A 22,644-nucleotide genomic window follows, 5' to 3' on the forward strand; every position below is an offset into this window, starting at 1 on the left:
CAGACTCTTGCACATGCCCGCAAAGGCATGGATCATGACAGAACCCCCTCGTCAGGGAAGGCAAGGCAAGGTAATGGACGATATCGAACGGGCAATCCACGACTTCATCGCGGACGTGCTGCTGGAGGGCGAGGACATCTCGTTCGACGAGCGCACCCCGCTCCTGGAGCATCGGCTGATCGACTCGCTCAATGTCGAAGAACTCATCGCATTCGTCGAGAGCACCTATTCGATTACGTTGAGCGACTGGCCGCACTCGAAGTGGGAAACCATCCAGAACATGGCTGGACTTATCCGTGCTCATTCCCCCACGATTTCCGGAGGTCGCCATGCGCAGAACAGACGTCACGCCTGAGGCAATCGTCACCGACTACGAGAAGTCGGTAGCTCATTACTGGAATAAAAAACTGAACGACCCGATCAACCTTTTGCTCGGCGCCGAGGACGGGCTGGTCCACCACCACTACGGCCTCGGGGACTACGACCCTGCCGTGCTGTCCGGCAGCGGCGCCGACCGCGAAACCGCCATCATCCGGGAACTGCACCGGCTGGAGTGCGCACAGACCGACGTCGTGCTCGACGCGCTCGGCGGCATGGAGCCGGACGACCGGTTGCTCGACGCCGGATCGGGCAGGGGCGGTGGCTCGTTCAGCGCGCACCGCAGGTTCGGCTGCTGGGTCGACGGCATCACGCTGTCGGAGTACCAGGTCGACTTCGCCACGAAGCAGGCAGCTCGACACGGCTGCACGGACAAGGTCGCCTTCCACCTGCAGAACATGACCCGAACGCTGTTCCCGGACGGCCACTTCGACCGCGTCCTCACCAACGAGACCACCATGTACGTCGACCTGGCTGCCGCGTTCGGCGAGTTCGCCCGGCTGCTGCGTCCCGGCGGTCGCTACGTCTGCGTCACCTACTGCGTCAACGACACGCTCGCGCCGACGAGCGTGGACTGCGAGGCGGTGGACGCGCACTACGGCACCCGGATGCACAAGCGCAGCGAATACCTCGCCGCGTTGTCCGCCGCCGGGTTCTCGCCCAGTCAGGTCACCGTCCTCAACGCCCAGACGATCCCGTACTGGGAGCTGCGCAGCCACTCCGAGCACCGAACCGGCGTCGAACGGGCGTTCCTCGACGGATACCGGTCCAACGTGCTGCAGTACGTGCTGATCGCGGCCGACCGCCTGCCGTCCTGACCACCGGACAGCGGACACGTACACCCCGCCGAGGACACATGGACTTCGCACCGGGCCCCGACCAACGTCTACTCGCGGACAGCATCCACGCACTCGGCGTCGCGCTCAACGCACCGGACGAGCACGACCGCAGCGGCGGATCGTACTTCAGCCGGCAGAAGTGGCGACGGTGCGGAGAATTCGGCCTGCTCGGGCTCAGCCTCCCCGAACGCTGGGGTGGGCTTGGGCTCGACTCGCTGAGCACGGCTCTCGCGATCGAGGCATTCGCCCGCGGACACGAGGACATGGGGCTGGTGTTCTCAGCCTGCGCCCACCTGTTCGCGTGCGCGATGCCGATCGCGGTGCACGGCACCGACTCCGTACGCGACCAGGTGCTGCCGAGGCTCGGGTCAGGCGAGTGGATCGCGGCCAACGCGATAACCGAGGCCGAGGCGGGGTCCGATGTCTACGCCATGCGCGCCACGGCCGTACGCGACGGCGACCGGTACGTGCTCGACGGCGTGAAGAACTACGTGACCAACGCTCCGCTGGCCGACGTGTTCGTGGTGTACGCGAGCACCGATCCCCGCAGCGGCTACCTGGGCATCAGCGCGTTCGTCGTGCACCGCGACACACCAGGGGTGACGGTCGGCTCACCGCTGCCGAAGACCGGGCTCGCGTCCTCGCCGCTCGCCCCGGTCTACCTCGACGGTGTGGTGGTACCGGTGGCGAACCGGCTCGGCGGCGAGGGCGACGGACGCGACGTCTTCACCGCATCGATGGAATGGGAACGCACCTGCCTGTTCGCCGCCTACGTCGGTGCCATGGACCGCCAACTCGGCAGGACCGTCGCGTACACCGGCGAGCGCCGCCAGTTCCGTAAACCGCTCGCCAGGCACCAGGCCGTCGCACACCGACTCGCCGACATGAAACTACGTCTGGAGAGCGCGCGTCTGCTGCTGTACCGCGCCTGCTGGGCGCGCGACCAGGGAACGGCCCGTCCGCTCGACGTGTCGCTCGCGAAGCTCGGCATCAGCGAGGCCGCCACCCTCAACGCGCTCGACGCCGTGCACCTGCACGGCGGTGCGGGCATCATGGCAGGTTCCGGCGTGGAGCAGGCGATCGCGGACGCGGTGCCCGCGTCGCTGTTCTCCGGCACCTCCGAGATCCACCGGGACGTCATCGCGGCGGAGCTACGGCGTGAGACTTGAGGAGCACGTCCTCCGCGCCGCCGCAGCGACACCCGACGCGGTGGCCGTGTGCGGTCCGGACGCATGCCTGACCTATCGCGAGCTGAACGCTCGCGCGGACGAGCTCGCCGCCGGACTACGCACGCTCGGTGTCGATGCCGGCGACCGCGTGGCCCTGTGGTTGCCGAAGTCCACGTTCGGCGTCGCGGTCACCCAGGCGGTGCTGCGGCTGGGCGCGGCCTACGTCCCGCTGGACCCGCGCGCCCCCGCACCGCGGACGGCGGCCCTGATCAGCGACTGCACACCGGCCGCCGTGGTGACGACGGACGGGAGGGCCACCGACGTCGCCGGGCAGACGGCGCTACCGCCCGCGCTGATCGGCCACGACGACCTCGCCGGGTGGGAGGTCAGGTCGGCGCCACGACCGCCACGGCCGTCGACACGTGACGCCGACCTCGCCTACGTGCTCTACACCTCGGGCTCGACCGGCACACCCAAAGGCGTACGCGTGAGCCATTCCGCGGCAGCGGCGTTCGTCGACTGGGCAGCGGACGAAATCGGCGTCACCGGCGGCGACCGCCTCGCCAACCACGCGCCGTTGCAGTTCGACCTCTCGGTGTTCGACCTCTACGCGGCGTTCCGAGCGGGCGCTTCCGTACACCTGATCCCGGAGTCCACCCCCGCGCGGAACCTCGTGCGGTTCATCGACGACCACGCCATCACCATCTGGTACTCGGTACCGTCCGCGCTGACGATGATGATGGAATTCGGACATCTGCTCGACCAGCCCCGTCTGCCCCTGCGCGCCGTCGTGTTCGCGGGCGAGACCTTCCCCATCGAGTACCTCAGAGCGCTGCGCGAACGTTGGCCCTCGTTGGACCTCTACAACTTCTACGGTCCCACCGAGACCAACGTCTGCGCCTACCACCGCGTCGGGGCGATCCCGGCCGACCATACCGCTGCGGCGCCGATCGGCACCGCAGCAGCGGGCGACGAGATCTGGGCCGTCCGCCAGGACGGAACGATCGCCGAACCCGGCGAGGAAGGCGAACTGATGGTCGCCGGGCCGACGCTGATGACCGGCTACCTCAACGCCGAGCCGCTGCACGGCCCGTACGCCACCGGCGACGTCGTGCGCCGACTCCCCGACGGCGCCTTCGAGTACGTCGGCCGTCGCGACCACATGATGAAGATTCGGGGCTACCGCGTCGAACCGGCCGAGATCGAGGCGGCGCTGCACGCTCACCCGGATGTCGTCGAGGCCGCGGTCGTGGCCGTCGGATCCGGTCACCGGGCCCGCCTGCGCGCGTGGGTGCGCACCCGCTCGGGGAACACCCTGCCGCTGGGCGAGGTCAAACCGTTCCTCGCGCGGCGACTGGCCCCGCACCTCATACCCGACAGCGTCCGTACGGTCGACCGGCTGCCGCGGACGACCAACGGCAAGCTCGACCGCCGTGCGTTGGTTGAGGACCGCACGATTGCAAGGAGGGACGGATCGTGACTGCCGAAACCTACGACGTCTGCGTCATCGGAGGTGGCCCCGCTGGCTCGACCACGGCGTCGTACCTGGCGAAGGCCGGTCTGCGGTGCATCGTGTTGGAGGGCGACCGCTTTCCCCGCCCCCACGTGGGCGAGTCGCTGGTGCCGAGAGCGACGGTCGCCCTCCAGGAGATCGGCGTGCTGGACAAGATCGACCGAGCCGGATTCGCGCGGAAGTACGGCGCGGCGTGGACGGCCGCGGCGGACGACGCCCCGACGGCCGACGGCGTGGTACGCCACCGCCGTCACTTCACGATCCCGCAGGTCGCCGTCCGGTTCGCCGAACGCGCACAAACAGGGGTATCCCACGAATACACCTACCACGTCGACCGGGCCCGATTCGACACGTTGCTGCTGGAACATGCCGCCGAACTGGGCGCCACCGTGCTCCAGGAGGCCCGGGTCGGGCGGGTGGACCTCGACGGCCCGATCAAGCGCGTGACCTTCCGACGGCATGGGGTGACTTCCGAGGTCCACGCGCCGATGGTGGTCGACGCGAGCGGCCGTGGCACCCTGCTCGGCCGCCAGCTCAAACTCAAGGTCGCCGATCCGGAGTTCAAGCAGTACGCCGTGCACTCCTGGTTCGAGGGTCTCGACCGGGAGGCGGCGAGCGGTACCACCGGCATCGGCGACTACACGATCATCCACTTCCTTCCCTTCGCCGGATCCTGGATGTGGCAGATCCCGATCTCGGACACCGTGACCAGCGTCGGCGTCGTCACGGAGAAGGCCCGCCTGCGCGAGGCGAGCGGTGACCTGGAGAAGTTCTTCGACGCGTGGGTGAGCACCCGGCCGCCGCTGGCACAGGCACTGCGCGCCGCGCGACGACTGCGCCCGTACACCGCGGAGGGCGACTACAGCTACTCGATGCGCGAGCTGTCCGGCGACGGATGGGTGCTCGTCGGCGACGCCGCGCGGTTCGTGGACCCGATCTTCTCCAGCGGCGTCGGCATCGCCCTCAGCAGCGCGCGGCTCGCCGCGAGCAACATCATCGCCGCAGCACCACTCGGCTTCGCCAAGTCCGCGTTCGCCGAGTTCGAGCGCAAGTCGCGCAACGCCACCCAGTGGTGGCGCAACTTCATCACTGTCTACTACCGGCTGAACGTGTTGTTCAGCTCCTACATCCGTAACCCCGAGTATCGGCTCGATCTGATCAGGCTCCTCCAAGGCGACTTCTTCGACGACGACGAAGAGCCGCCAGTGCTCGGCAAGATGAGAGAAAAGTTGGCGTTGGTGGAAAGCAACCCGAACCATCCCTGGCACAGCCGCCTCCGGTCGTTGCAACCGCAGTCATGGCGGGACGGCCCCGCGGAGCGCTGACCCGACACTGGCCGCTCGGCTCGGGCGAGGCGACCATCGCCCCGAACACCGCCGCGACCGCCAGCACGAAGACCAGCACCGTCCACCACGGCTCACGGCCCCGGTAACGGGGGCACCAACGCCACCAGCAGCACCGTGCCAGCGACCGCGACCCACACCCCCAGCGCGATCAGCGGACCGAGCCCCTGCGAATAGGCCCGCCCCCAAGCGGCCATCTTCGTGTCGTACACGGCGAGCCAGCCACCCAACTCCAGATAGCGCACCGGCACGTAGGCGAAATCCTGAGGCGGGCTGTCCACCCCGACGTACGGCAGCACCAGGAAGCCGAGCACCAGGAACACCGCCACGATGCCGAGGAGCAGGCATCGCACCACCAGCGACCCGACCGCAACCTGCAACTGGCCCAGCTCCGCTACACCGTGTCGTCGGTCGCCGCCGCGACCAGCCTGGCCGAGAACTACGTGGGCCTGCCGTACGACCTCTCCTGAGGCAGGCCCACGACAAGGCACCACTAGGCGCGACTCCGGCGCTGAGCCTGGGCGAACAGTCCGGTCGCCGCGAGCGCCATCAGGCCGGGAAGCCAGTACTGCCACGCCTGGGAGAGCCCGGCGAACACGGCGACGTTCTGGGTCACCTGAAGCAGCACGACTCCGCAGAGAACGCCGATGAAGCTGCCGCGCCCGCCGAAGATGGAGGCGCCACCGAGTACGACCGCGGTGATGCTGGCGAGCGTGTAGGACGTCCCGGCTGTCGGGTCGCCTACCCCGATCTGGGCCGCGAGCAGGAACGCGCCGAACAGTGTGCATACCGAACTGGCGACGTAGGCCAGTACCTGGACCCGGGCCACCGGGATGCCCAGCTTGTGTGCGGCGTGTTCGTTCGAACCGGTGCCCCGCAGGTACAAGCCCGGCATGGTCCGCCGCGACGCGAGTTCGAGGCCGAGCAGGAGTGCCACGCCCACGAGCACCGGCCAGGGGACCGGGCCGATCCCTGCCTTCAGCAGTGCGGTAACCGGATCGGCGATCGAGCCGCCGGGTATGTCGCGCATGACCAGTGACAGCCCCTGCAGCGCCATGTACGTCACCAGCGTCGCCACCACGGGGGCGGCCCCCGCGAACCGGACGAGTGCTCCGTTCGCCCCGCCGACGGCGACGGCGAGCAGGGTCATCAGCCCGACCCCCACGATCCACCAGACGACCGCGTAGTCGTCGCTGACATAGAACGACGCCACCACGACGAGGGCGCCGCTGAGCGGGCCGACGGAGAGGTCGATCCCGCCGGTCAACATCACGATCAACTGCCCGGCGGACAGGAACAGCAGGGGTGCGAGCAGTTCCAGCATGCTGCCGATGTTGAAGCTGGAGAGGAACCGCTCGTTCTCCGTGGCGCCGACCAGCCCGAGGGCGAGCACGGCCGTGAGGAGAAAGACACTCGGCCCCTGCTCGCCGCTGAGAAGCCGGCGCCACCGGCTCCCCCGGGCCCGGCCGCCGGACGTGGCCTGCTCCACGTCCTTCGTGACCGTGCCGGTCAGCGACGCCGCCGTGATGGCGTCGTCGGATATGTCGTCACCGACGAGTTCGGCCACGACCCGGCCGCCGCGGAAGACCAGAACCCGGTCGCACAGGCCGGCGAGCTCCACGTTGTCCGAGCTGAGCACCACGACGGGTACTCCGTCGTCGGCGGTCCGCCGGAGCCGGTGGTAGATGTCGGAGCGGACACCCACGTCGATGCCCTGGGTGGGCTCGTCGCAGAGCAGGACCTTGGGGTCGGAGAGCAGCGAGCGGCCCAGCACCACCTTCTGCTGGTTACCGCCGGAGAGCGTCTCGACCGCCACGTCAGGCGAGGCGAGCCGCACACCCAGGTCCGCGATCTCCCGTCGGACGATCCGCTCCTCGGACTGCGGGGCGATGACGCCGGCGCGGGACGTCCGGTGGGTCGCGGCGACGGCCAGGTTCTCCCGGACGGAGTGGATGGTGGCCACTCCCTCGATGTGGCGTTCCTGGGGCATGAGCACGATGCCCGACGCGCGGGCACGGCGTGGGCTCGACACGTCGACCGGGCGATCGTCGACCGTCACCTCGCCGCTGCTGCGCGTCGCGCCGCCGAGGGCCCTGATGAACTCCCGTTGGCCGTTGCCCTCGACGCCGGCCAGGCCGACGATCTCGTGCCGCGCCACGTCCACACTCACACCGGCGAACCGGTCGGACGTCAGGTTCCGTACCCGGAGCACGGGTTCCCCCAGATCGTCGGCGCGATCGGGGAACAGCGCCGTGACCTCGCGTCCGGCGACTCGGGTGATGATTTCCCGCTCGCTGACGTCGGACCGGTTGAATGTGCCGCGGATCTGCCCGTCCCGCAGCACAGTGATGCGGTCAGCCAGCGCGAACACGTCGGGTAGCCGGTGGCTGATGTACACGACCGCGACACCACGGGCCGCAAGCCCGCGGATGCCCTCGAACAGTCGGTTGGTCTCGGCGGCCATGAACGGTTCGGTGGGTTCGTCGAAGATGACGACCTCCGGGTCGCAGGCGAGCGCGCCGCAGATCTCGACCGCCTGTTTCTCGGCGAGAGTCAGGGTGCGGACCGACGAGGTGGGATCGATCGGCATTCCCATCGCCGCCAGCTTGTCCCTCGCCCACCGGGTGGCCTCGGCGAACCTGGGCCGCTTCGCCTCCGGGACCGACAGCATGAGGTTCTCAGCCACCGTCAGGTCGGCCAGCAGCGCTGGATGCTGGAAGGCGATCGCCAAACCCTGCCTGCGCGCGGCGGTCGGCGAGACTTCGGCTATCGGCCTCCCGCCGATCTCGACGCTGCCGGTGTCCGGCTTCAGTGCCCCGGATGCGATCGCCATCAGGGTGGACTTTCCCGCGCCGTTGCCACCGACGAGTGCGTGGATCTCGCCTGCGTGGACCTCGAAGTCGACCCGATCGAGGGCGAGGACGCCGGGGAAGCGTTTTGTCACACCGCGCATCACAAGGCGGGCGTTGGATCCAGCCATGGTTGGTGTCCCTTCGGATGCTTGGCCGTTGACCGGGGTGTCGGCCAACGGCCAAGCATGGAGGTGGATCAGTTGTAGATGCTCTTGAGCTGTTCGGGGCCGAGCTCCGCGGAGAGGATGGCGTTGCTGGGCAGGGCCGGGTCGCACCTGGGCTGCTTGGCCTTGTCGAAGCTGTCCTCGTAGATCGGGATGTTGATGATCTCGGGCTCGCCGTCGGTGATCCCCTGCTTCGCCGCGACCGCCTTGCGCAGGGCGAGTCGGACGATCCAGGTCCGGCTGGAGACAGTCACGATGTTGTAGTCCGGCTGTTGGGCACTACGTTTTTTCCACTCGCAGGCGAAGCCGTTGAGGTCGTTGGCCGTCCAGAGGGGCAGCTTCCGGTTGGCCGCCTCGAAGGCACGAAGGCCGCCGAGGGATCCGTCACCGGAGTCTGAGATGATCGCGTCGATCTTCGGGTATTTGGTCAGCAGGCCGGCAACGACCCGCTGGGTCTGCGCGGGGTTCCAGTTCGTGTCGATCGGCTTGCCCGGCTCGTTCAGCAACTTGGCGTTTCGGCAGGCGGGGTTCGCGGCGAACTCCTCCTCGACACCCTTGATCTCGGTGGTGCTCTGGGTGTTGCCGGGCGTACCGCCGAGGAACAGCACGTTTCCGCCGGTGTCGCCCAGGTGCTCACAGGTCCACCGCGCCCAGGTGCGGCCGTCGTTGATGGTGTTGTGGCCGACGAAGGTGGTGTAGTCCTTGCCGGGGGTACCGCCCGGGTTGGCGGTCCACGGGACGATGGCGACACCGGCTTTGAACGCCTCCCGCAGGGTGGGCAGCAGCGCCTCTCCGGCGTCGGGGAAGACGACGATGGCGTCGGCGCCCTGTGCGACGAGGGCCTTGATGTCGCTGATCGCCTTCTGCGGGTTGTTCTGCGCGTCGGAGTACGGCATGACGGTGAGGTTCGAACACTTGCGTGCCTCGTCCTCGAACTCCGCCCGGGCCGTCTTGCGCCAGGCGTTGTCACCCGTCCCGTCAGCCAGCGCGACCTTCAACGGCTTGCTGCCGCAGAACTCCTGGATCGACTTCAGCTGGTTGACCTCGCCGACCCGGGTCTGGTCGCTGTAGACGGCCTCGACGTCCGCGGCGTTCGGCGAGTCGTTCTTCTTGGCGGCGCATCCGGTGACGGCGAGCATCGCCGTGATCACCACCGCTCCGGCCGCCGGCGCGCGGCGTTGTTTGTCGATCACTGTTCCTCCAGTTCGAGGGCTACTAGGGGAAAAACGGGCGAGATGAGGTGGAAGGGGTCACCGGGATCTGGGCACGCCGAGCCGGCGTAGGACCCCGGTCAGTGGAAGTCGGCGCAGGACGACGGCCACCGCGAGCACGACCGCCTGGACGAGCAACTGGATCGAGGTGGTGGCACCGGCGGCCAGGACGACCTGGTTCAGCTGGGTCAGGAACAGCGCGGCGACGCCGGTGGCGAGGGCGTTGCTCATGCCGCCGGTCAGTACGCTCCCGCCGAGGACCACAGCGGCGATGGACGACAGCTGGTACGTGTTACCGAGCAGGATGTCGGGCGTACGCAGATATCCCGCGAGAAGCAGCCCGGCCACGGCGTACAGAGCCCCGGCCGCGGCATAGGCGGAGACCTGGTATGCCCCGGTCCGGATACCCAGCAGCCGCGCGGCTGCGGAGTTGGCGCCCGCCGCCATGAACCGGCGACCCAGCACCGACCGGCGGCGCAGCCACTGGGTGGCCACGACCAGTACCACCGCGATGATCAGGAGGTTTGGCACCACCCACACCGAGCCGGTCGCGAAGCCGCTGAGGCTCGGATCCGCCGAGCCGGGGAATCCGCCGGACACCTGTAGGACCACGCCGATGAGGATCGCGTTCATGGCCAGGGTCACCACGAACGCCGCTATCCCGAACCGCACCACGGCGATGCCGGTGACGAGTCCACCGGCCGCGCCCACGAGGAGTCCGAGGGCGGCCGCGATCGGGACCGGGATGCCGGCGAGCTCCGGCACCTTGGTGACGAACACCGCGGCCAGGGCCATCGCGCCGGGCACCGAGAGGTCGATGCCGCCCTGGCTGACGACGAAGGCCTGCCCGAGTGCGGCGACCGCCAGGACCGCAGCGAATGGGAACATCGAGTTCAACGCGGAACCGGAGAGGCTGCCCGGCGCGATCAGCGGGCTGGCCGCGAAGAGCAGCGCGGTCATCACCCACACCGGCGTGAACGGCCCCCGGGGCCGCCGCAACCGTGACGCGGGGATCTGCCTGGATTGCTGTTCGGGTTCGCTTACGTCGAGGGACATCCCGCGTGTCCTTTCTGTCAGACCAGGGTGCGGGTGGTCATACGGCGGTGTAGCCGCCATCGACCGGAATGTCGGCACCGGTGATGAAGCTCGACCTGGGACCGAGCAGGAACACGATCACCGCGGCGACCTCGGAGGCGTCCGCGATCCGGTGCAGCGGATGGGAGTCGACGAGCTGCCGTTCGGCAGCGATCGGATCGGGTTGTGCCGCGAGGTACGTCCGAAGCTGGTCCGTACGGACCGAGCCTGGGCTCACGGCGTTGCAGCGGATGTTGTGGCCGGCGTAGTCGGCGGCGATCTGACGGGTCAGCTGGAGCACCGCCCCCTTTGAGGCGCAGTACGCCGGCTGGTTGGGCAGGCCGACTCTCCCCGAGATCGACGAGAGGTTGACGATGGAGCCGCCCAGCCCTTGACCGACCATGGCTCGGACGACGTGCTTGCACGTGAGGAAGGTGCCGGTCGCGTTCACGGTGAGCACCCGCGTCCAGTCCGCGAGCGTGGTCTCGGTGAGCGGCGTGGAGATCATCATGGCGGCGCAGTTGACCAGCCCGTCGATCCTGTCCCATGCGTCGAGTGCCGCGCCGACGGTGTCGTGGACCGCGTCCTCGTCGGCGATGTCGGCTACGTGGGCCAACGCCCGCCGCCCCTCGGAGCGCAGCTCCTCCGCCAGCCGTTCGATCCCCTCCGCTCGGTGGTCGACCAGCAGAACGGCGTCGCCCGCGGCGGCGACGGCACGTGCCACGGCGGCACCGATGCCACCGCTCGCGCCGGTGATCATGACGGCGTTCCCCATGATCAGGTCCTTTGGCTCGTAGGGTCAGCGGTTTGCCGGACGGGCCGGCCGATCGGTGGGGGCCGAGGCGCTGAACCTCCACCGGTCCCACCTCGAATGCATCCCACCGCTTGGGTGGAGGCGGGATATCCGAGCGTTGTTCGATGGGCGACACGTCGCTGCGTTGGCACGCGGGTGGTACCGCCGATTATGGAGATGAGCTGCGGGAACAGCTCTAAGCTGGGGACGAGGCTGGCATGCTGCATGCAGCATGTCAAGGGCTTGACGGCGACTTGGACGGTTGGCATGCTGCATGCAGCGTGCCGGTGACGGCGGTTCGGAGCAGAGGCGGTGAGTGCTGGAGATGCCCGGGACGAAGGAAACGGTGAGGGTCGCGGTCGCCCAACTGCCATCAGCTCAGGGAAACCCGGATGCGAACGTCGAACGCACGGCCGCGACGATCAGACGCGCCGGCGCGGAGGGCAACCACCTGGTGGTGTTCCCGGAGTGCACGCTCAGTGGATACATGTTCGACTCGCACGAGGAGACGGCGCGCGCCGCCATCGGCGTCGGCGATCCCCGGATCGGGCACCTCGTCCGGGCATGCCGGGAAGCATCGACCATCGCCGTGGTCGGCTTCCTCGAAACCGACGGCACCCTGCTGTACAACTCGGCGGTGACGCTCGGCCCGCACGGGGTGCTCGGGATCTACCGCAAGCAGCATCTGCCGCACCTCGGCGCCGACCGGTTCGTGACGCCCGGTCGCGGCGACACCCCGCCGGTGGTGGAGACGCCGGCCGGAAAGATCGGCACGATGATCTGCTTCGACCTGCGCTTCCCGGAGGCGGCTCGGGTGCTCGCCCTGCAAGGTGCGGACATCATCGCGGTGCCGACCAACTGGCCGCGGAACGCGAACATGCTCTCCGACCACGTCACCCGGGTCCGGGCCCTGGAGAACCTCGTCTACCTCGCCGTCGCCGACCGCGCCGACCAGGAGAACGGCACTCCCTTCCACGGCCGGAGCCAGGTGGTCTCTCCGGACGGGGAGGTTCTGGTCGACGCCGGCACGGACGAAGGACTCTTCGGCGCCGAGGTGGAACTCGCCCAGGCCCGCAACAAGAAGCTGGTGATCGTCCCGGGCGAGTACGAACTTGAGATCTTCGCCGGACGCAGGCCGGACCAGTACACCGAGATCACCGGTCCGGTCCGGGCCGAGCGGGACGCGGACCTCGACTGAGGTCAGACGAAGACATGCGACCAGAGAAGGAGGGCGGCCGTGTGCGGACCTGAGTTCATCACCGAGGCGACCCGACAGAAGATCGCGGCCTACGCCGCCCAGTTCCGGAAGGTGACCAGGAGTCCCTTCGGCCCCGACGACGAGATCGGCATGCTCAACCTGCTGTCGGCTGAATCCGCCCGCGAGGTCATGCGACGCGCCGACGGCGGTGCCGCGATCGACCTGTCGGTGGACATGTTCGTGGGCATGCCCTCCTGGATCAAGGCCGGTGACCCGCCCTTCCAGCAGTGGATGACCCACACCCCCGCCGGCACGGTTCTCGACGACCTGACCGGCGCCGGGCAGGCCCAGAACGAACTGGTCGCCTACTCCGGCGACGCGGTGTCGATGTACACCCACACCGGGACGCATATCGACACGCTCAACCACTTCGGCTACAACGGCGAGATCTGGAACGGATTCTCCACCGCGCAGCACCTGAGTTCCCGGCACTGGACCAGATGCGGAGCCGACAGGATCCCCCCGATCATCGGTCGCGGCGTGCTCTTCGACGTGGCCGCGCTGCACGGTGTCGACATGCTGCCGGACAACTACGGCATCGGCGCCGATGACCTACGGAACGCACTGAAACGACAGCGGACCACCTTCCTGCCCGGGGACATCGCACTGGTCCGTACGGGGCGAATGACCCAGTGGCCCGATCCACGGCACTACATCGACAACAGCCCTGGGCTGAACCTCGACGGCGCGCGGTTCCTCGCCCTGGCCGGAGCAGCGGTGATCGGCGGCGACAACTCGGCTCTCGAACAGATGCCGGCCAACGACCCGGAGAACTGGCAGGTGGTCCACACCTACCTGCTCGGTGAGGCCGGTGTGCCCATCATGGAGATCGTCGACTGTGAGCACCTCGCCGCGGAATCCCTCTACGAATTCGCCTTCGTCGGCGCCTGCCTGAAAATCCGCGGCGCCACCGGCGCGCCGATGCGCCCCCTTGCCCTGCCACTGATCCGCTGAGCAACACGATCAGCCGGATTCCACCGTCACCATTCAAGTAAGGCGACCCTGTCATGCCCAACGAAGAGTTCACCTCTGCGATCGACCGCAGCCGGACCGCCTACGGAGACGACGGTTTCAGCCGGTACCTGCGGCGAGCGTTCCTGGCTTCCCGCGGGTACGACGACGTCGACCTCGACCGGCCCGTGGTCGGGATCGCGGTGACCGCCTCCGACTACAACACCTGCCACCGGGACATGCCGGCCCTGCTGGCGGCCGTACGGCGGGGAATCCTCGAGGCCGGCGGTCTCCCGATGGACTTCCCCACCATCTCCCTCGGCGAGATCCTCACCTCGCCCACCTCCATGCTGTTCCGGAACCTGATGGCGATGGACACCGAGGAGATGATCCGCGCTCTGCCGATGGACGCCGCCGTACTGCTCGGCGGCTGCGACAAGACCGTCCCGGCCCAGCTGATGGCCGCCGCGTCGTCGGACAAGCCGGTCATGCTCGAAGTGGTCGGACCGATGATGACGGGCAGCTGGCGCGGGCAGCGGATGGGCGCCTGCACCGACTGCCGCCGGGTGTGGGGAGAGCATCGGGCGGGAAACCTGACGTCCGCCGACGTGACCGAGGCGCGAAGCGAGCTGGTCACGACAGCTGGCACATGTGCCGTCATGGGCACGGCCTCCACGATGGCCTGCATGGCGGAAACGCTCGGCATGATGCTGCCCGGTGGAGCCACCCCGGGGGCGTCGACCGGCGAGCGGCTTCGCCACGGCGTCGCCACCGGACGACGCGCCGTCGAACTGGCCCGCCAGGGGGCACCCGCGCCGCGACAGGTCCTCACCAGGGACGCATTCGAGAACGCCGTAAAGGTTCTCGCCGCGCTCGGCGGCTCCACCAACGTCCTGGTGCACATGATCGCCGTGGCCCGCCGGGCCGGGGTGGACCTGTCCCTCGCCGACTTCGACACCATCGGCGCCAAGGTACCGCTGCTGGTGGACTGCAAGCCGTCGGGCGCGAACTACATGGAGGATTTCCACCGCTCCGGTGGGCTTCCCGCCCTGCTCAAAGAGCTGGAACCACACCTGGAGACGTCGACGGTCGGGGTCAGCGGGCATGCCCTGGCCGACCTGCTCGCCGACACCGACGCGCGTGCCGACTGGCAGCACGTCATCCGACCGCTCGACGACCCCCTCGGGCCACCCGGCGCTCTGGCGGTGCTGACCGGATCACTCGCCCCGAACGGCGCGGTGATCAAGACCTCGGCGGCGAGCCCGTCCCTGATGCAGCACACCGGCCCGGCCTTCGTCGTCGACGCCGACCAGGACATCGCCTCGATCCTCGACGACCCCGACCTCGACGTCACTCCCGACCACATTCTCGTGCTGCGCTACGCCGGGCCGATCGCCGCTGGAATGCCGGAGGCCGGGGCACTGCCGATCCCGGCCAAACTGGCGCGAAATGGAACACGCGACATGGTCAGGATCTCCGACGCGAGGATGAGCGGGACCTCGTACGGGACGGTTGTCCTGCACTGCGACCCCGAGGCCGCCGCCGGCGGGCCGCTCGCCGCCGTCCGAAACGGCGACCTCATCCGACTCGACATCCCAGCACGACGGCTCGACCTTCTGGTGGATGAGGCGGAGGTCCGGCGGCGCCTGGCCGGTTTCACTCCCCCTCCGCTGCCGGAACGTGGCTGGCGACGGCTCTACGCGACAACGGTCCTGCCCCCTAGCCAGGGCGCTGACCTTTCATTCTTGTAGGCTCCGGGCGAGAAATGCGGGGAACGATGGGACCGGCGACATACCTGCGGACAACGGGCCGCGAGGCTGTTGCACACCGTGCCGGCGGAAAGGGTGGGCGGGCGTGAAGCCGCTGTCCGAGGATGCCTCACTGACCGAACGGGTCTTCGAGCAGATCCGGGCCGCGATCATCTCTGGGGAGCTAACGCCTGGTTCGTTGTACTCGGTGGTGGAGATCGCGAGTCAGCTTGGGGTGTCGCGCACACCGGTACGCGAGGCGCTGTTGCAGTTCGCGGCCAACGGCATGGTCAGGTTCGAGCGCAGTCGTGGCGTACGAATCCTGGAACTCTCGGTCAAGGACATCGAGGAGATCTACTCGCTCCGGCTGCTGCTCGAGGCACCGTCGGCCTATCGTGCGGCGACCGAGATGAGCGAACGCGATCGCGCCGCCCTCAAGAAGGCGTTCGACGGCATGCGGAAAGCGTGTGACGCGGGCGACGAAAGTCTCTTCCAGAGACACGACCTGGTGTTCCACGAAACGATCGTCCGGGCGGCGGGCAACGAGCGGGTCGTCCAGGTCGTGGCGAACACTCGCTCCCAGATGCACGCGCTGGGCCTGTCGACGACGAAGACCCGAACCCTCGCCGACATCCTGGCCGTCCACGAAAAGATCTATACCAATATCATGGCCCGCGATCCGGCTGGTGCCAGCGATGCGGTCCAGGACCACCTGATCGGTACGTTGCAGATGCTGGTGCAGCAGTCGACCGACGACCCGGCGGCGGTCGAGAACTACCAGCCACCCGTCAGACCGCTGAGGATGACCCCCTAGCGGGCGCCGACGTCGCCGCCGCGCTGTGGACCGCCTTCGAACCCGAACGCGTACGCGTCCGCCAACTCGCACGCCCCTGAACCGGCCGGCACTGGGCAGGAAGCCTGGCACAACTCCCAGGCCCAACTGATGTGATCCCAGGTTGCGGTGCTCACGGAACAGAGCCGAACGTGTGGTGGGCCCAGTCGGCGAAGCTGGTCCAACCCACCTCGGGGTAGGCGGCATGCAGCGCGGCCGCCATCTGGGCGGGGGTAGGGGCATCGCTGGCCAGTTCGATGCGCCGCCCGACGTAGGGAGCGGGGTCGAGAAGCACCTGCGCGGCGAAGGCGCCGAGGTCGGCGCGGGCAAGCTGCTGCAGCGGCCGATCCGCCGGCAGCGGCAGATCGAGCACCCCACCGCGAATGCGGTCCGCCCCACCGAGGGCGTTCTCGAAGAAGTACGTCGGCCCCAAGATCGTGTACGGGACGTCACCAGCAGCCAGCTCGGTTTCGATGCGCGCCTTGCTGTCGAAGTGCGGCACACCGCTGCCCTGGTCGGCGCCAGCCACCGAACTGAACACCAGATGCGGCACTCGGGATTCGCCGGCGGCTGCCAGGATCGCCCGTCCTTGGGCGACCTCGGCATCCACGCCCGCCTCGAAGGGCGTCGTGAGCGCGAAGGTAGCCCCCGCGCCCGCCGTCGCCGCGGCCAGCGAACCGCGATCATCCAGCGATCCCGCGACCACCTCGACACCCCGGTCGGCCTACCGGCGAGCCGCCGCCCGCTCCGGGTCGCGTACCAGTGCCCGCACCCGGGCCCCGCGGCCCAACAACGCCTCGGTGACGGCGCTGCCCTGCCCGCCGGTCGCCCCGAACACCAAGACCGGCGCATCGGCCATCAAAGACACCTTTTCCCGGCGAGCGGACGCGGCGACCGATCGCCGCCGCGCACCACCCTATCGCCCTCGTCGGCCGTCACCCTGTCCTTGCGCAGCCGGCTTCCGTCTTCAGAGTCGTACCGGCCGGTCGACGCCGAACTGCCCGGCGGCCTCCGCGCTGCCGGCCGGTATCCGGCGGGTCAGACTGCGGCGGTGATCCCCTGCGCGAGGTCTGCGGCCTTCTCGGCGATCATCACCGTCGCCGCGTTGGTGTTCGTCGACACGATGGTCGGCATGACCGAGGCGTCGGCGATCCGCAGTCCGTGCAAACCTCTCACTCGCAGCTGCGGGTCCACGACCGCGTGCGAGTCCACGCCCATCCGGCACGAGCCGGCCGCATGCCCGTAGGACTGCACCGCCTCGCGAACGAACGCCGTGACCGTGGCGTCGTCGGCGGTCAGGAGCGGGTGCGATCTCGCCTTCCAGTCGTCGAAGGCCGGCATCTCGCTGATCCGCAGGGCGTGTCTGACACCGGACACCAGGGTCCGGATGTCGGCAGGCTCGTCGAGGTAGCGGAAGTCGATGCGGGGCGGCACCGCCGGGTCGGGGCTGGCCAGTTCCAGCACCCCTCGGCTGGCGGGACGCATGTGCCCGATGCCGAAGGTGTAGCCATGCTCGGGCGCCGACTGCCAGGGGTTGGTGAAGGGGACGTGGATGAACACGATCTGCAGGTCGATCGACGCCCGCCCGGGCTCGCTGTCCAGCAGCAGCGTCGTCTCACCGAGATTGCCGCTGGCGGGCGGGAGCGGGCGGCCGGCCTCGACGGTGAGGCCGGCCAGGATGACGTGGTCCTGGAGGCTCTGCCCCACGCCCGGCAGGTCGTGGAGCACCTTGACGCCGACGCGCTCCAGGGTCTGGACGGGGCCGACCCCCGAGGTGAGCAGGAGGTGCGGGGTTCCGATGGCGCCGGCACCGAGGATCGTGTCGTTCCCTGCCGCGTAGTGGCGCCGCTCGCCGTCGACGACCACGTCGACGCCGAGGCACCGGTCACCGTCGACGACCACCCGCTCCACGAACGCCCCGGTCACCAGGTCGAGGTTCGCCCGGCCGAGCGCCGGTTCGAGGTACGCCGTCGCGGTGCTCTGCCGCCGCCCGTCGACGATGAGCAGGTCGTGGCTGCTGGCGCCGCGTAGCTCGGGGCCGTTCAGGTCGTCGACGACCGGATGGCCGGCCTGGGCGGCGGCGGCCAGGTAGGCCCGGGACAGCGGGTGCGGCTGCGCGGCCGGTGCCGGGCGGAGCGGACCGGTCCGCCCCCGGTACGCCGGGTCGCCGTGGGCGGACGTCTCGGACCGCTTGAAGTACGGCAGGACGGAGGCGTAGTCCCATCCCGTACAGCCGAGGTAGGCCCAGGTGTCGAAGTCGCTACGGTCGCCGCGCAGGAAGGCCATCGCGTTGATGCTGCCGGTGCCGCCGACGGTACGTCCGCGCGGGATGTCGTGGACCTTGCCGGTGCCGGCCTGCGGGACGGTCTGGAAGGCCCAGTCCACCTCCGTCCGCCGCAGCGCCGGCCAGGTGGACGTGGTCATGATCCGTTCGCTGACCTCGGCCCGGCCCGCCTCGATCAGCAGCACCCGGACCGCCGGGTTCTCGCTGAGCCGGGCGGCGAGAACGCAGCCGGCCGTACCGGCTCCGACCACGATGTAGTCGTAGCCGATGGGCGTCGACGCCCTCACAGGGACACCACGACCGTCTTGGTCTCGAGGTACTCCTCCAGCGACTCCCGGCAGGTCTCCCGGCCCCAGCCGGATTCCTTGGTGCCGCCGAACGGGAGCGCCGAGTCGGCCGCCTGGTAGCAGTTGACCCACACCTGGCCGGACTCGATCGCGGCGGCCATCCGGTGTGCCCGCGAGACGTCCCGGGTCCACACGGCGGCGCCGAGGCCGAAGCGGGTGTTGTTGGCCAGTGCCAGCACCTCCTCCTCGGTGTCGAACGGTACGGCCGAGACGACCGGCCCGAAGATCTCCTCGTGCATGATCCGCGAGTCGGGACGGGCGTTGACGAGGACGGTGGGCTCGACGAAGTAGCCGCCGGCGTACTCGTCCCCCTGCGGCGCGCGGCCACCCGTGACCACCTCGGCGCCCTCGCCGACGCCGATCTCGACGTACCCGAGAACCCTGTCGCGGTGCTCTGCCGAGATCAACGGCCCCATCTGCGTGGCGGGGTGGGTACCCCGACCGAGCGTGATCGAGGCGGCGTGCCTCGCGAGCCGCTGGACGACCTCGTCGAAGACGCCGCGCTGCACGTAGAGGCGGGAGCCGGCGATGCAGCTCTCGCCCTGGGTGGCGAAGGCCGCGGCGGCCGCGCCGGCGATCACGGCGTCGAGGTCGGCGTCGTCGAAGACGATGTTGGGGGACTTTCCGCCCAGTTCGAGCGAGACGCGCTTGAGGTTGCCGGTGGCGGCTCGCACGATCGCCTTGCCGGTGCGCACCGAGCCGGTGAAGGTCACCTTGTCCACGCCGGGGTGCTCGACGAGGGCCACGCCGGCGGTCTCACCGAACCCGGTCACGTAGTTCACCACCCCGGCCGGGATGCCGGCCTCGGCCGTGAGCTGCGCGAGCAGCGCGATGGAGATCGGGGCCTGCTCGGCCGGCTTGAGCACGACGGTGCAGCCGGTGGCGAGGGCGGGCGCGAGCTTCTTGATGGCCATGAGCAGCGGCAGGTTCCACGGCACGATCGCGGCGACCACACCGACCGGCTCCTTGAGGGTGTACGCGTGGAACCTCCCGCCGTGGCTGGCCGGGTAGGAGATCGGGATCGTCTCACCGGTGATCTTCGTCGTCCAGCCGGCGTAGTAGCGCAGTACGTCCACGGAGAACGGAATGTCGAAGTACCGCATCTCGTTGATCGGCTTTCCGCTGTCGATCGAGTCGAGTACGGCCAGCCGCTCGGCGTTCTCCTCGATCAGGTCGGCAAGCCGCCAGATCAGCCTGCCGCGGGTCTGGGGGGTGAGCGACCGCCACGCGCCGCCCGGCGCGAAGGCGGCGCGAGCGGCCGCGACCGCCCGGTCGACGTCGCTCGCGTCACCGGCGGGCACCTCGACGACCAGGCTGCCGTCGGCAGGGTCGTAGACCGGCAAAGTCTGACCGCTGCCGGCCGCCACCCACTCGCCGCCGATGAACATCTTCTCGGCGAGCCTGATGTCAGCCCCGACCGACGAGGTGGTCTGGAGCGTGCTCGTCATCCCGCAACCTCCTGAGAGTTCTGCCATACCAATAGGGACCGTGGTGGTCGTGTCTCTTGCGCCGGGGGCGACGGTGCCGGTGCTCCAGCAGTTCCGGTGTGGCGCCCCCGCCGTGCAGGCGTGCCGACCTCAGCGGCGGGGAGCCAGCCGGACGCTGACGCTCTTGATGTGCGAGTAGTGGTGCAAGGCCTCGATCCCCTTCTCCCGCCCGTAGCCGCTCTGCTTGTGCCCGCCGAACGGCATCTGGACCGACTGGGTCGACCATGAGTTGATGTAGACCTGCCCCGCCTCGATCGATTCGGCGACGCGGAAGGCACGGGAGATGTCCTCGGTGAAGACCCCCCCGACCAGGCCGAACTCCGAGTCGTTGGCGAGGGCGATGGCCTCCTGCTCGGTGTCGAACGGAATGACCACCAGGACGGGTCCGAAGATCTCCTCCCGGGCGATCCGCATCTCGTTGGTGACGCCGGAGTAGATCGTGGGCTCGACATAGAAGCCGCCGTCCAGCTCGGGATCGCTGACCACGGCGCCGCCGAGCTCGGTTCGGGCGCCCTCCTCGGCGGCGATCGCGAAGTACCGCTGCACGGTGTCGTACTGGCCTCGGGTGATCATCGGACCCACGTCCTGGCCGGGACGCAGCCGCCGGGCGGCCGCCACCAGCGCCTCGACGAGCCGCTCCTGGACCGACCGCTCCACCAGAAGCCGGGTTCCGGAGGAGCAGACCTGGCCGGCGTTGGTCGTGAAGGCTCGGACGGCCTCGGCGGCGGCGAACTCGAGATCGGCGTCGGCGAACACGATGTTGGCCGACTTGCCGCCGAGTTCGAGAGTCAGCGGGAGGATTCGGTCCGCCGCGATCCGCCCGATGTCCTGCCCGACCCGCACCGAACCGGTGAAGGCCACCTTACGCACGAGCGGGTGCCGCACGATCGCGGTCCCGACCTCGTCGCCGCGGCCGAGCACCACGTTGAACACCCCCGGCGGCAGCCCTTCCTCGCTGGCGATCCGTGCCAGCGCAACGGTCGTCTGGGAGGTGGTTTCCGCGGGCTTCGCGACGATCGTGTTGCCGGCGGCGAGCGCCGGGGCGCAGGCCCGGGCCGCCTGGTTGAGCGGCAGGTTCCACGGCGTGATCACCCCGACCACCCCGAACGGTTCGCGCAGCGTGTAGACGTGCAGGTCGGGCTGGATGTCGAGCACGTCGCCCGCCGGCAGGTTCACCAGTGCCGCGTAGAACTCGAAGTACTCCGCGGCGCCGCGGATCTCGGCCGTGGCGAGGGCGAGCGGCTTGCCGGTGTCGAGGCTCTCCAATTCGGCAAGGGCGTCCAGGTCCGCCAGCAGCCGCCGGCCGATGGCCGCCAGGATCCGGCCGCGTTCCAGCGAGGCGATCCGACGCCACCCGGGCGCCGCGGCGTGGGCCGCCCGCACGGCGAGGTCGACATCGGCCGCCGTGCCCTGCGCGACCTGTGCTCCGGCACCGCCGGTCGCCGGATTGGTGCCGGAGCGGAAGTTCCCGGTGGTCGGCGGGACGGCCTCGCCGCCGATCCAGTGCAGCAGCGGGGCGGTCACCGGTCACGGCCGATCAGCTCGTACATCGCGGTGTGGTCGGTCTGCGGCGTGACTTCCCCGGCGATGCGCCGCCACTGTCGGGCCACGCCGTCGGCAACCTCGGTGGCCTGGCCGAGTTCGCGTGCCAGGTCGACGGCGATCCCGACGTCCTTGGCCATCAGCTGCAGCGCGAACCCCGAGTCGTGGCTGCCGCTGATCATGAACTGGGCGACCTTGTTCTCGCTGGTGTTCGAGCGCCCGGACGAGCTGTTGAGCACCTCGGTCATCGTCGCCGGCGGGATGCCGAACCGCTCCCCCAGCCGCAGCGCCTCCACGGTCACCGAGATGGTGGTAGCCGAGACGAGGTTGTTCAGGGCCTTCGCCGCGTGCCCGGACCCGATGGGGCCGACCGGGATGACGGTACGGGCCAGTCGTTGCAGGGCCGGGCGCACCTCGGCCAGATCGGTCTCCTCCCCGCCGACCAGTACCGCCAGCGTTCCTGCGACCGCGCCGCGTACCCCGCCGGAGACGGGAGCGTCGAGCATCCGCAAACCCCGGGCGGCCAGCCGCTCGGCCAGCGCACGGGTGCGCAGCGGCTCGGAGGAGCTCATGTCGACGACCAGGGTGCCGGCTCGCAGGGCGCCCGCGACCGCGTCGCCCTCGAGCACCGATTCGACAACCGCCGAGTTCGGCAGCATCAGGACCAGGGCGTCCACAGCGCGGTACCCGTCGACGCTGTGGGCGGTGACCGCCTTCGGGTGGTCGGTCACGAATCCCTCGGCGACGTCCGGTGCGGCGTCGGCCACGGTGAGTCGGTAGCCCGCGTCGTACAGTCGCGAGGCCATCGGTCGGCCCATCTTGCCGAGGCCGATGAACCCGATGTGCTCGATCCCCATCC

Annotated in this window: 18 protein-coding genes and 1 pseudogene; 9 read left to right on the forward strand and 10 right to left on the reverse strand. The window is 69.3% G+C overall.

What is annotated here, in order from left to right; all coding sequences use genetic code 11:
* Positions 1–13 precede the first annotated feature (13 nt).
* The 5 genes from B0E53_RS37275 to B0E53_RS01705 are packed head-to-tail and all read left to right on the forward strand — an operon-like array spanning position 14 to position 5,224.
* Positions 14–355, forward strand: coding sequence for an acyl carrier protein (locus tag B0E53_RS37275; protein ID WP_168215180.1), 342 nt, complete (start codon positions 14–16; stop codon positions 353–355).
* On the forward strand, positions 330–1,196 hold the full coding sequence (locus B0E53_RS01690; RefSeq protein WP_107074305.1) for a methyltransferase domain-containing protein: 867 nt from the start codon (positions 330–332) through the stop codon (positions 1,194–1,196). The genes B0E53_RS37275 and B0E53_RS01690 overlap by 26 nt, the downstream gene beginning before the upstream one ends.
* A 38-nt stretch (positions 1,197–1,234) precedes the next feature.
* A complete protein-coding gene (locus B0E53_RS01695; protein WP_107074306.1) occupies positions 1,235–2,386 on the forward strand; it encodes an acyl-CoA dehydrogenase family protein in 1,152 nt (383 codons plus the stop codon).
* Complete coding sequence (locus B0E53_RS01700) at positions 2,376–3,866, forward strand: amino acid adenylation domain-containing protein (RefSeq protein ID WP_107074307.1); 1,491 nt, start codon at positions 2,376–2,378, stop codon at positions 3,864–3,866. Before B0E53_RS01695 ends, B0E53_RS01700 begins: the two co-directional genes overlap by 11 nt.
* Positions 3,863–5,224 (forward strand): NAD(P)/FAD-dependent oxidoreductase, encoded by a 1,362-nt coding sequence (locus tag B0E53_RS01705; protein WP_107074308.1) that lies wholly within the window; start codon positions 3,863–3,865, stop codon positions 5,222–5,224. Before B0E53_RS01700 ends, B0E53_RS01705 begins: the two co-directional genes overlap by 4 nt.
* 92 nt (positions 5,225–5,316) lie before the next feature.
* Here B0E53_RS01705 and B0E53_RS01710 read toward each other — a convergent pair whose 3' ends face one another.
* From B0E53_RS01710 to B0E53_RS01735, 5 genes are all read right to left on the reverse strand, one after another.
* Positions 5,317–5,622, reverse strand: coding sequence for a hypothetical protein (locus B0E53_RS01710; RefSeq protein ID WP_107074309.1), 306 nt, complete (start codon positions 5,620–5,622; stop codon positions 5,317–5,319).
* 113 nt (positions 5,623–5,735) lie between these two features.
* Positions 5,736–8,186 carry an ATP-binding cassette domain-containing protein gene (locus B0E53_RS01720; protein ID WP_210405857.1) on the reverse strand — a complete coding sequence of 817 codons (2,451 nt, stop codon included), beginning with the start codon at positions 8,184–8,186 and terminating at the stop codon, positions 5,736–5,738.
* Positions 8,187–8,290: 104 nt separating this feature from the next.
* Positions 8,291–9,451 (reverse strand): substrate-binding domain-containing protein, encoded by a 1,161-nt coding sequence (locus B0E53_RS01725; protein WP_107074311.1) that lies wholly within the window; start codon positions 9,449–9,451, stop codon positions 8,291–8,293.
* A gap of 57 nt (positions 9,452–9,508) precedes the next feature.
* The gene (locus B0E53_RS01730) at positions 9,509–10,525 is read right to left on the reverse strand and encodes an ABC transporter permease (protein WP_168215181.1); all 1,017 of its coding nucleotides are present in this window, start codon (positions 10,523–10,525) and stop codon (positions 9,509–9,511) included.
* A gap of 37 nt (positions 10,526–10,562) precedes the next feature.
* Positions 10,563–11,318, reverse strand: a complete 756-nt coding sequence (locus tag B0E53_RS01735) for an SDR family oxidoreductase (protein WP_107074313.1) — start codon at positions 11,316–11,318, stop codon at positions 10,563–10,565.
* Positions 11,319–11,682: 364 nt separating this feature from the next.
* On the opposite strand from B0E53_RS01735, the gene B0E53_RS01740 reads away from it, so the two are divergent.
* The 4 genes from B0E53_RS01740 to B0E53_RS01755 all read left to right on the forward strand — a co-directional run bounded on the left by B0E53_RS01740 (position 11,683) and on the right by B0E53_RS01755 (position 16,107).
* Complete coding sequence (locus B0E53_RS01740; RefSeq protein WP_210405858.1) at positions 11,683–12,534, forward strand: carbon-nitrogen hydrolase family protein; 852 nt, start codon at positions 11,683–11,685, stop codon at positions 12,532–12,534.
* A 39-nt stretch (positions 12,535–12,573) separates the two neighbouring features.
* Positions 12,574–13,548 carry a cyclase family protein gene (locus B0E53_RS01745; RefSeq protein ID WP_107074314.1) on the forward strand — a complete coding sequence of 325 codons (975 nt, stop codon included), beginning with the start codon at positions 12,574–12,576 and terminating at the stop codon, positions 13,546–13,548.
* Positions 13,549–13,601: 53 nt separating this feature from the next.
* A complete protein-coding gene (locus B0E53_RS01750; protein WP_107074315.1) occupies positions 13,602–15,296 on the forward strand; it encodes a dihydroxy-acid dehydratase in 1,695 nt (564 codons plus the stop codon).
* Between the two features lie 103 nt (positions 15,297–15,399).
* Positions 15,400–16,107: a GntR family transcriptional regulator gene (locus B0E53_RS01755; protein WP_107074316.1), complete on the forward strand. Its 708-nt coding sequence runs from the start codon at positions 15,400–15,402 to the stop codon at positions 16,105–16,107.
* A gap of 151 nt (positions 16,108–16,258) precedes the next feature.
* On the opposite strand, the pseudogene B0E53_RS01760 reads toward B0E53_RS01755, so the two are convergent.
* The 5 genes and pseudogenes from B0E53_RS01760 to B0E53_RS01780 all read right to left on the reverse strand — a co-directional run bounded on the left by B0E53_RS01760 (position 16,259) and on the right by B0E53_RS01780 (position 22,642).
* Positions 16,259–16,984, reverse strand: a pseudogene (locus B0E53_RS01760) (NmrA family NAD(P)-binding protein).
* 179 nt (positions 16,985–17,163) lie between these two features.
* Positions 17,164–18,696: a GMC family oxidoreductase N-terminal domain-containing protein gene (locus tag B0E53_RS01765; RefSeq protein WP_210405861.1), complete on the reverse strand. Its 1,533-nt coding sequence runs from the start codon at positions 18,694–18,696 to the stop codon at positions 17,164–17,166.
* Positions 18,693–20,204 carry an aldehyde dehydrogenase family protein gene (locus B0E53_RS01770; RefSeq protein ID WP_107074317.1) on the reverse strand — a complete coding sequence of 504 codons (1,512 nt, stop codon included), beginning with the start codon at positions 20,202–20,204 and terminating at the stop codon, positions 18,693–18,695. Before B0E53_RS01770 ends, B0E53_RS01765 begins: the two co-directional genes overlap by 4 nt.
* Before the next feature lie 129 nt (positions 20,205–20,333).
* The gene (locus B0E53_RS01775; RefSeq protein ID WP_210405862.1) at positions 20,334–21,767 is read right to left on the reverse strand and encodes an aldehyde dehydrogenase family protein; all 1,434 of its coding nucleotides are present in this window, start codon (positions 21,765–21,767) and stop codon (positions 20,334–20,336) included.
* The gene (locus B0E53_RS01780) at positions 21,764–22,642 is read right to left on the reverse strand and encodes an NAD(P)-dependent oxidoreductase (protein WP_107074341.1); all 879 of its coding nucleotides are present in this window, start codon (positions 22,640–22,642) and stop codon (positions 21,764–21,766) included. The genes B0E53_RS01775 and B0E53_RS01780 overlap by 4 nt, the downstream gene beginning before the upstream one ends.
* Positions 22,643–22,644: the final 2 nt, after the last annotated feature.

It is taken from the genome of Micromonospora sp. MH33, assembly GCF_003013775.1.
Taxonomy (GTDB): Bacteria; Actinomycetota; Actinomycetes; order Mycobacteriales; family Micromonosporaceae; genus Micromonospora; species Micromonospora fulviviridis.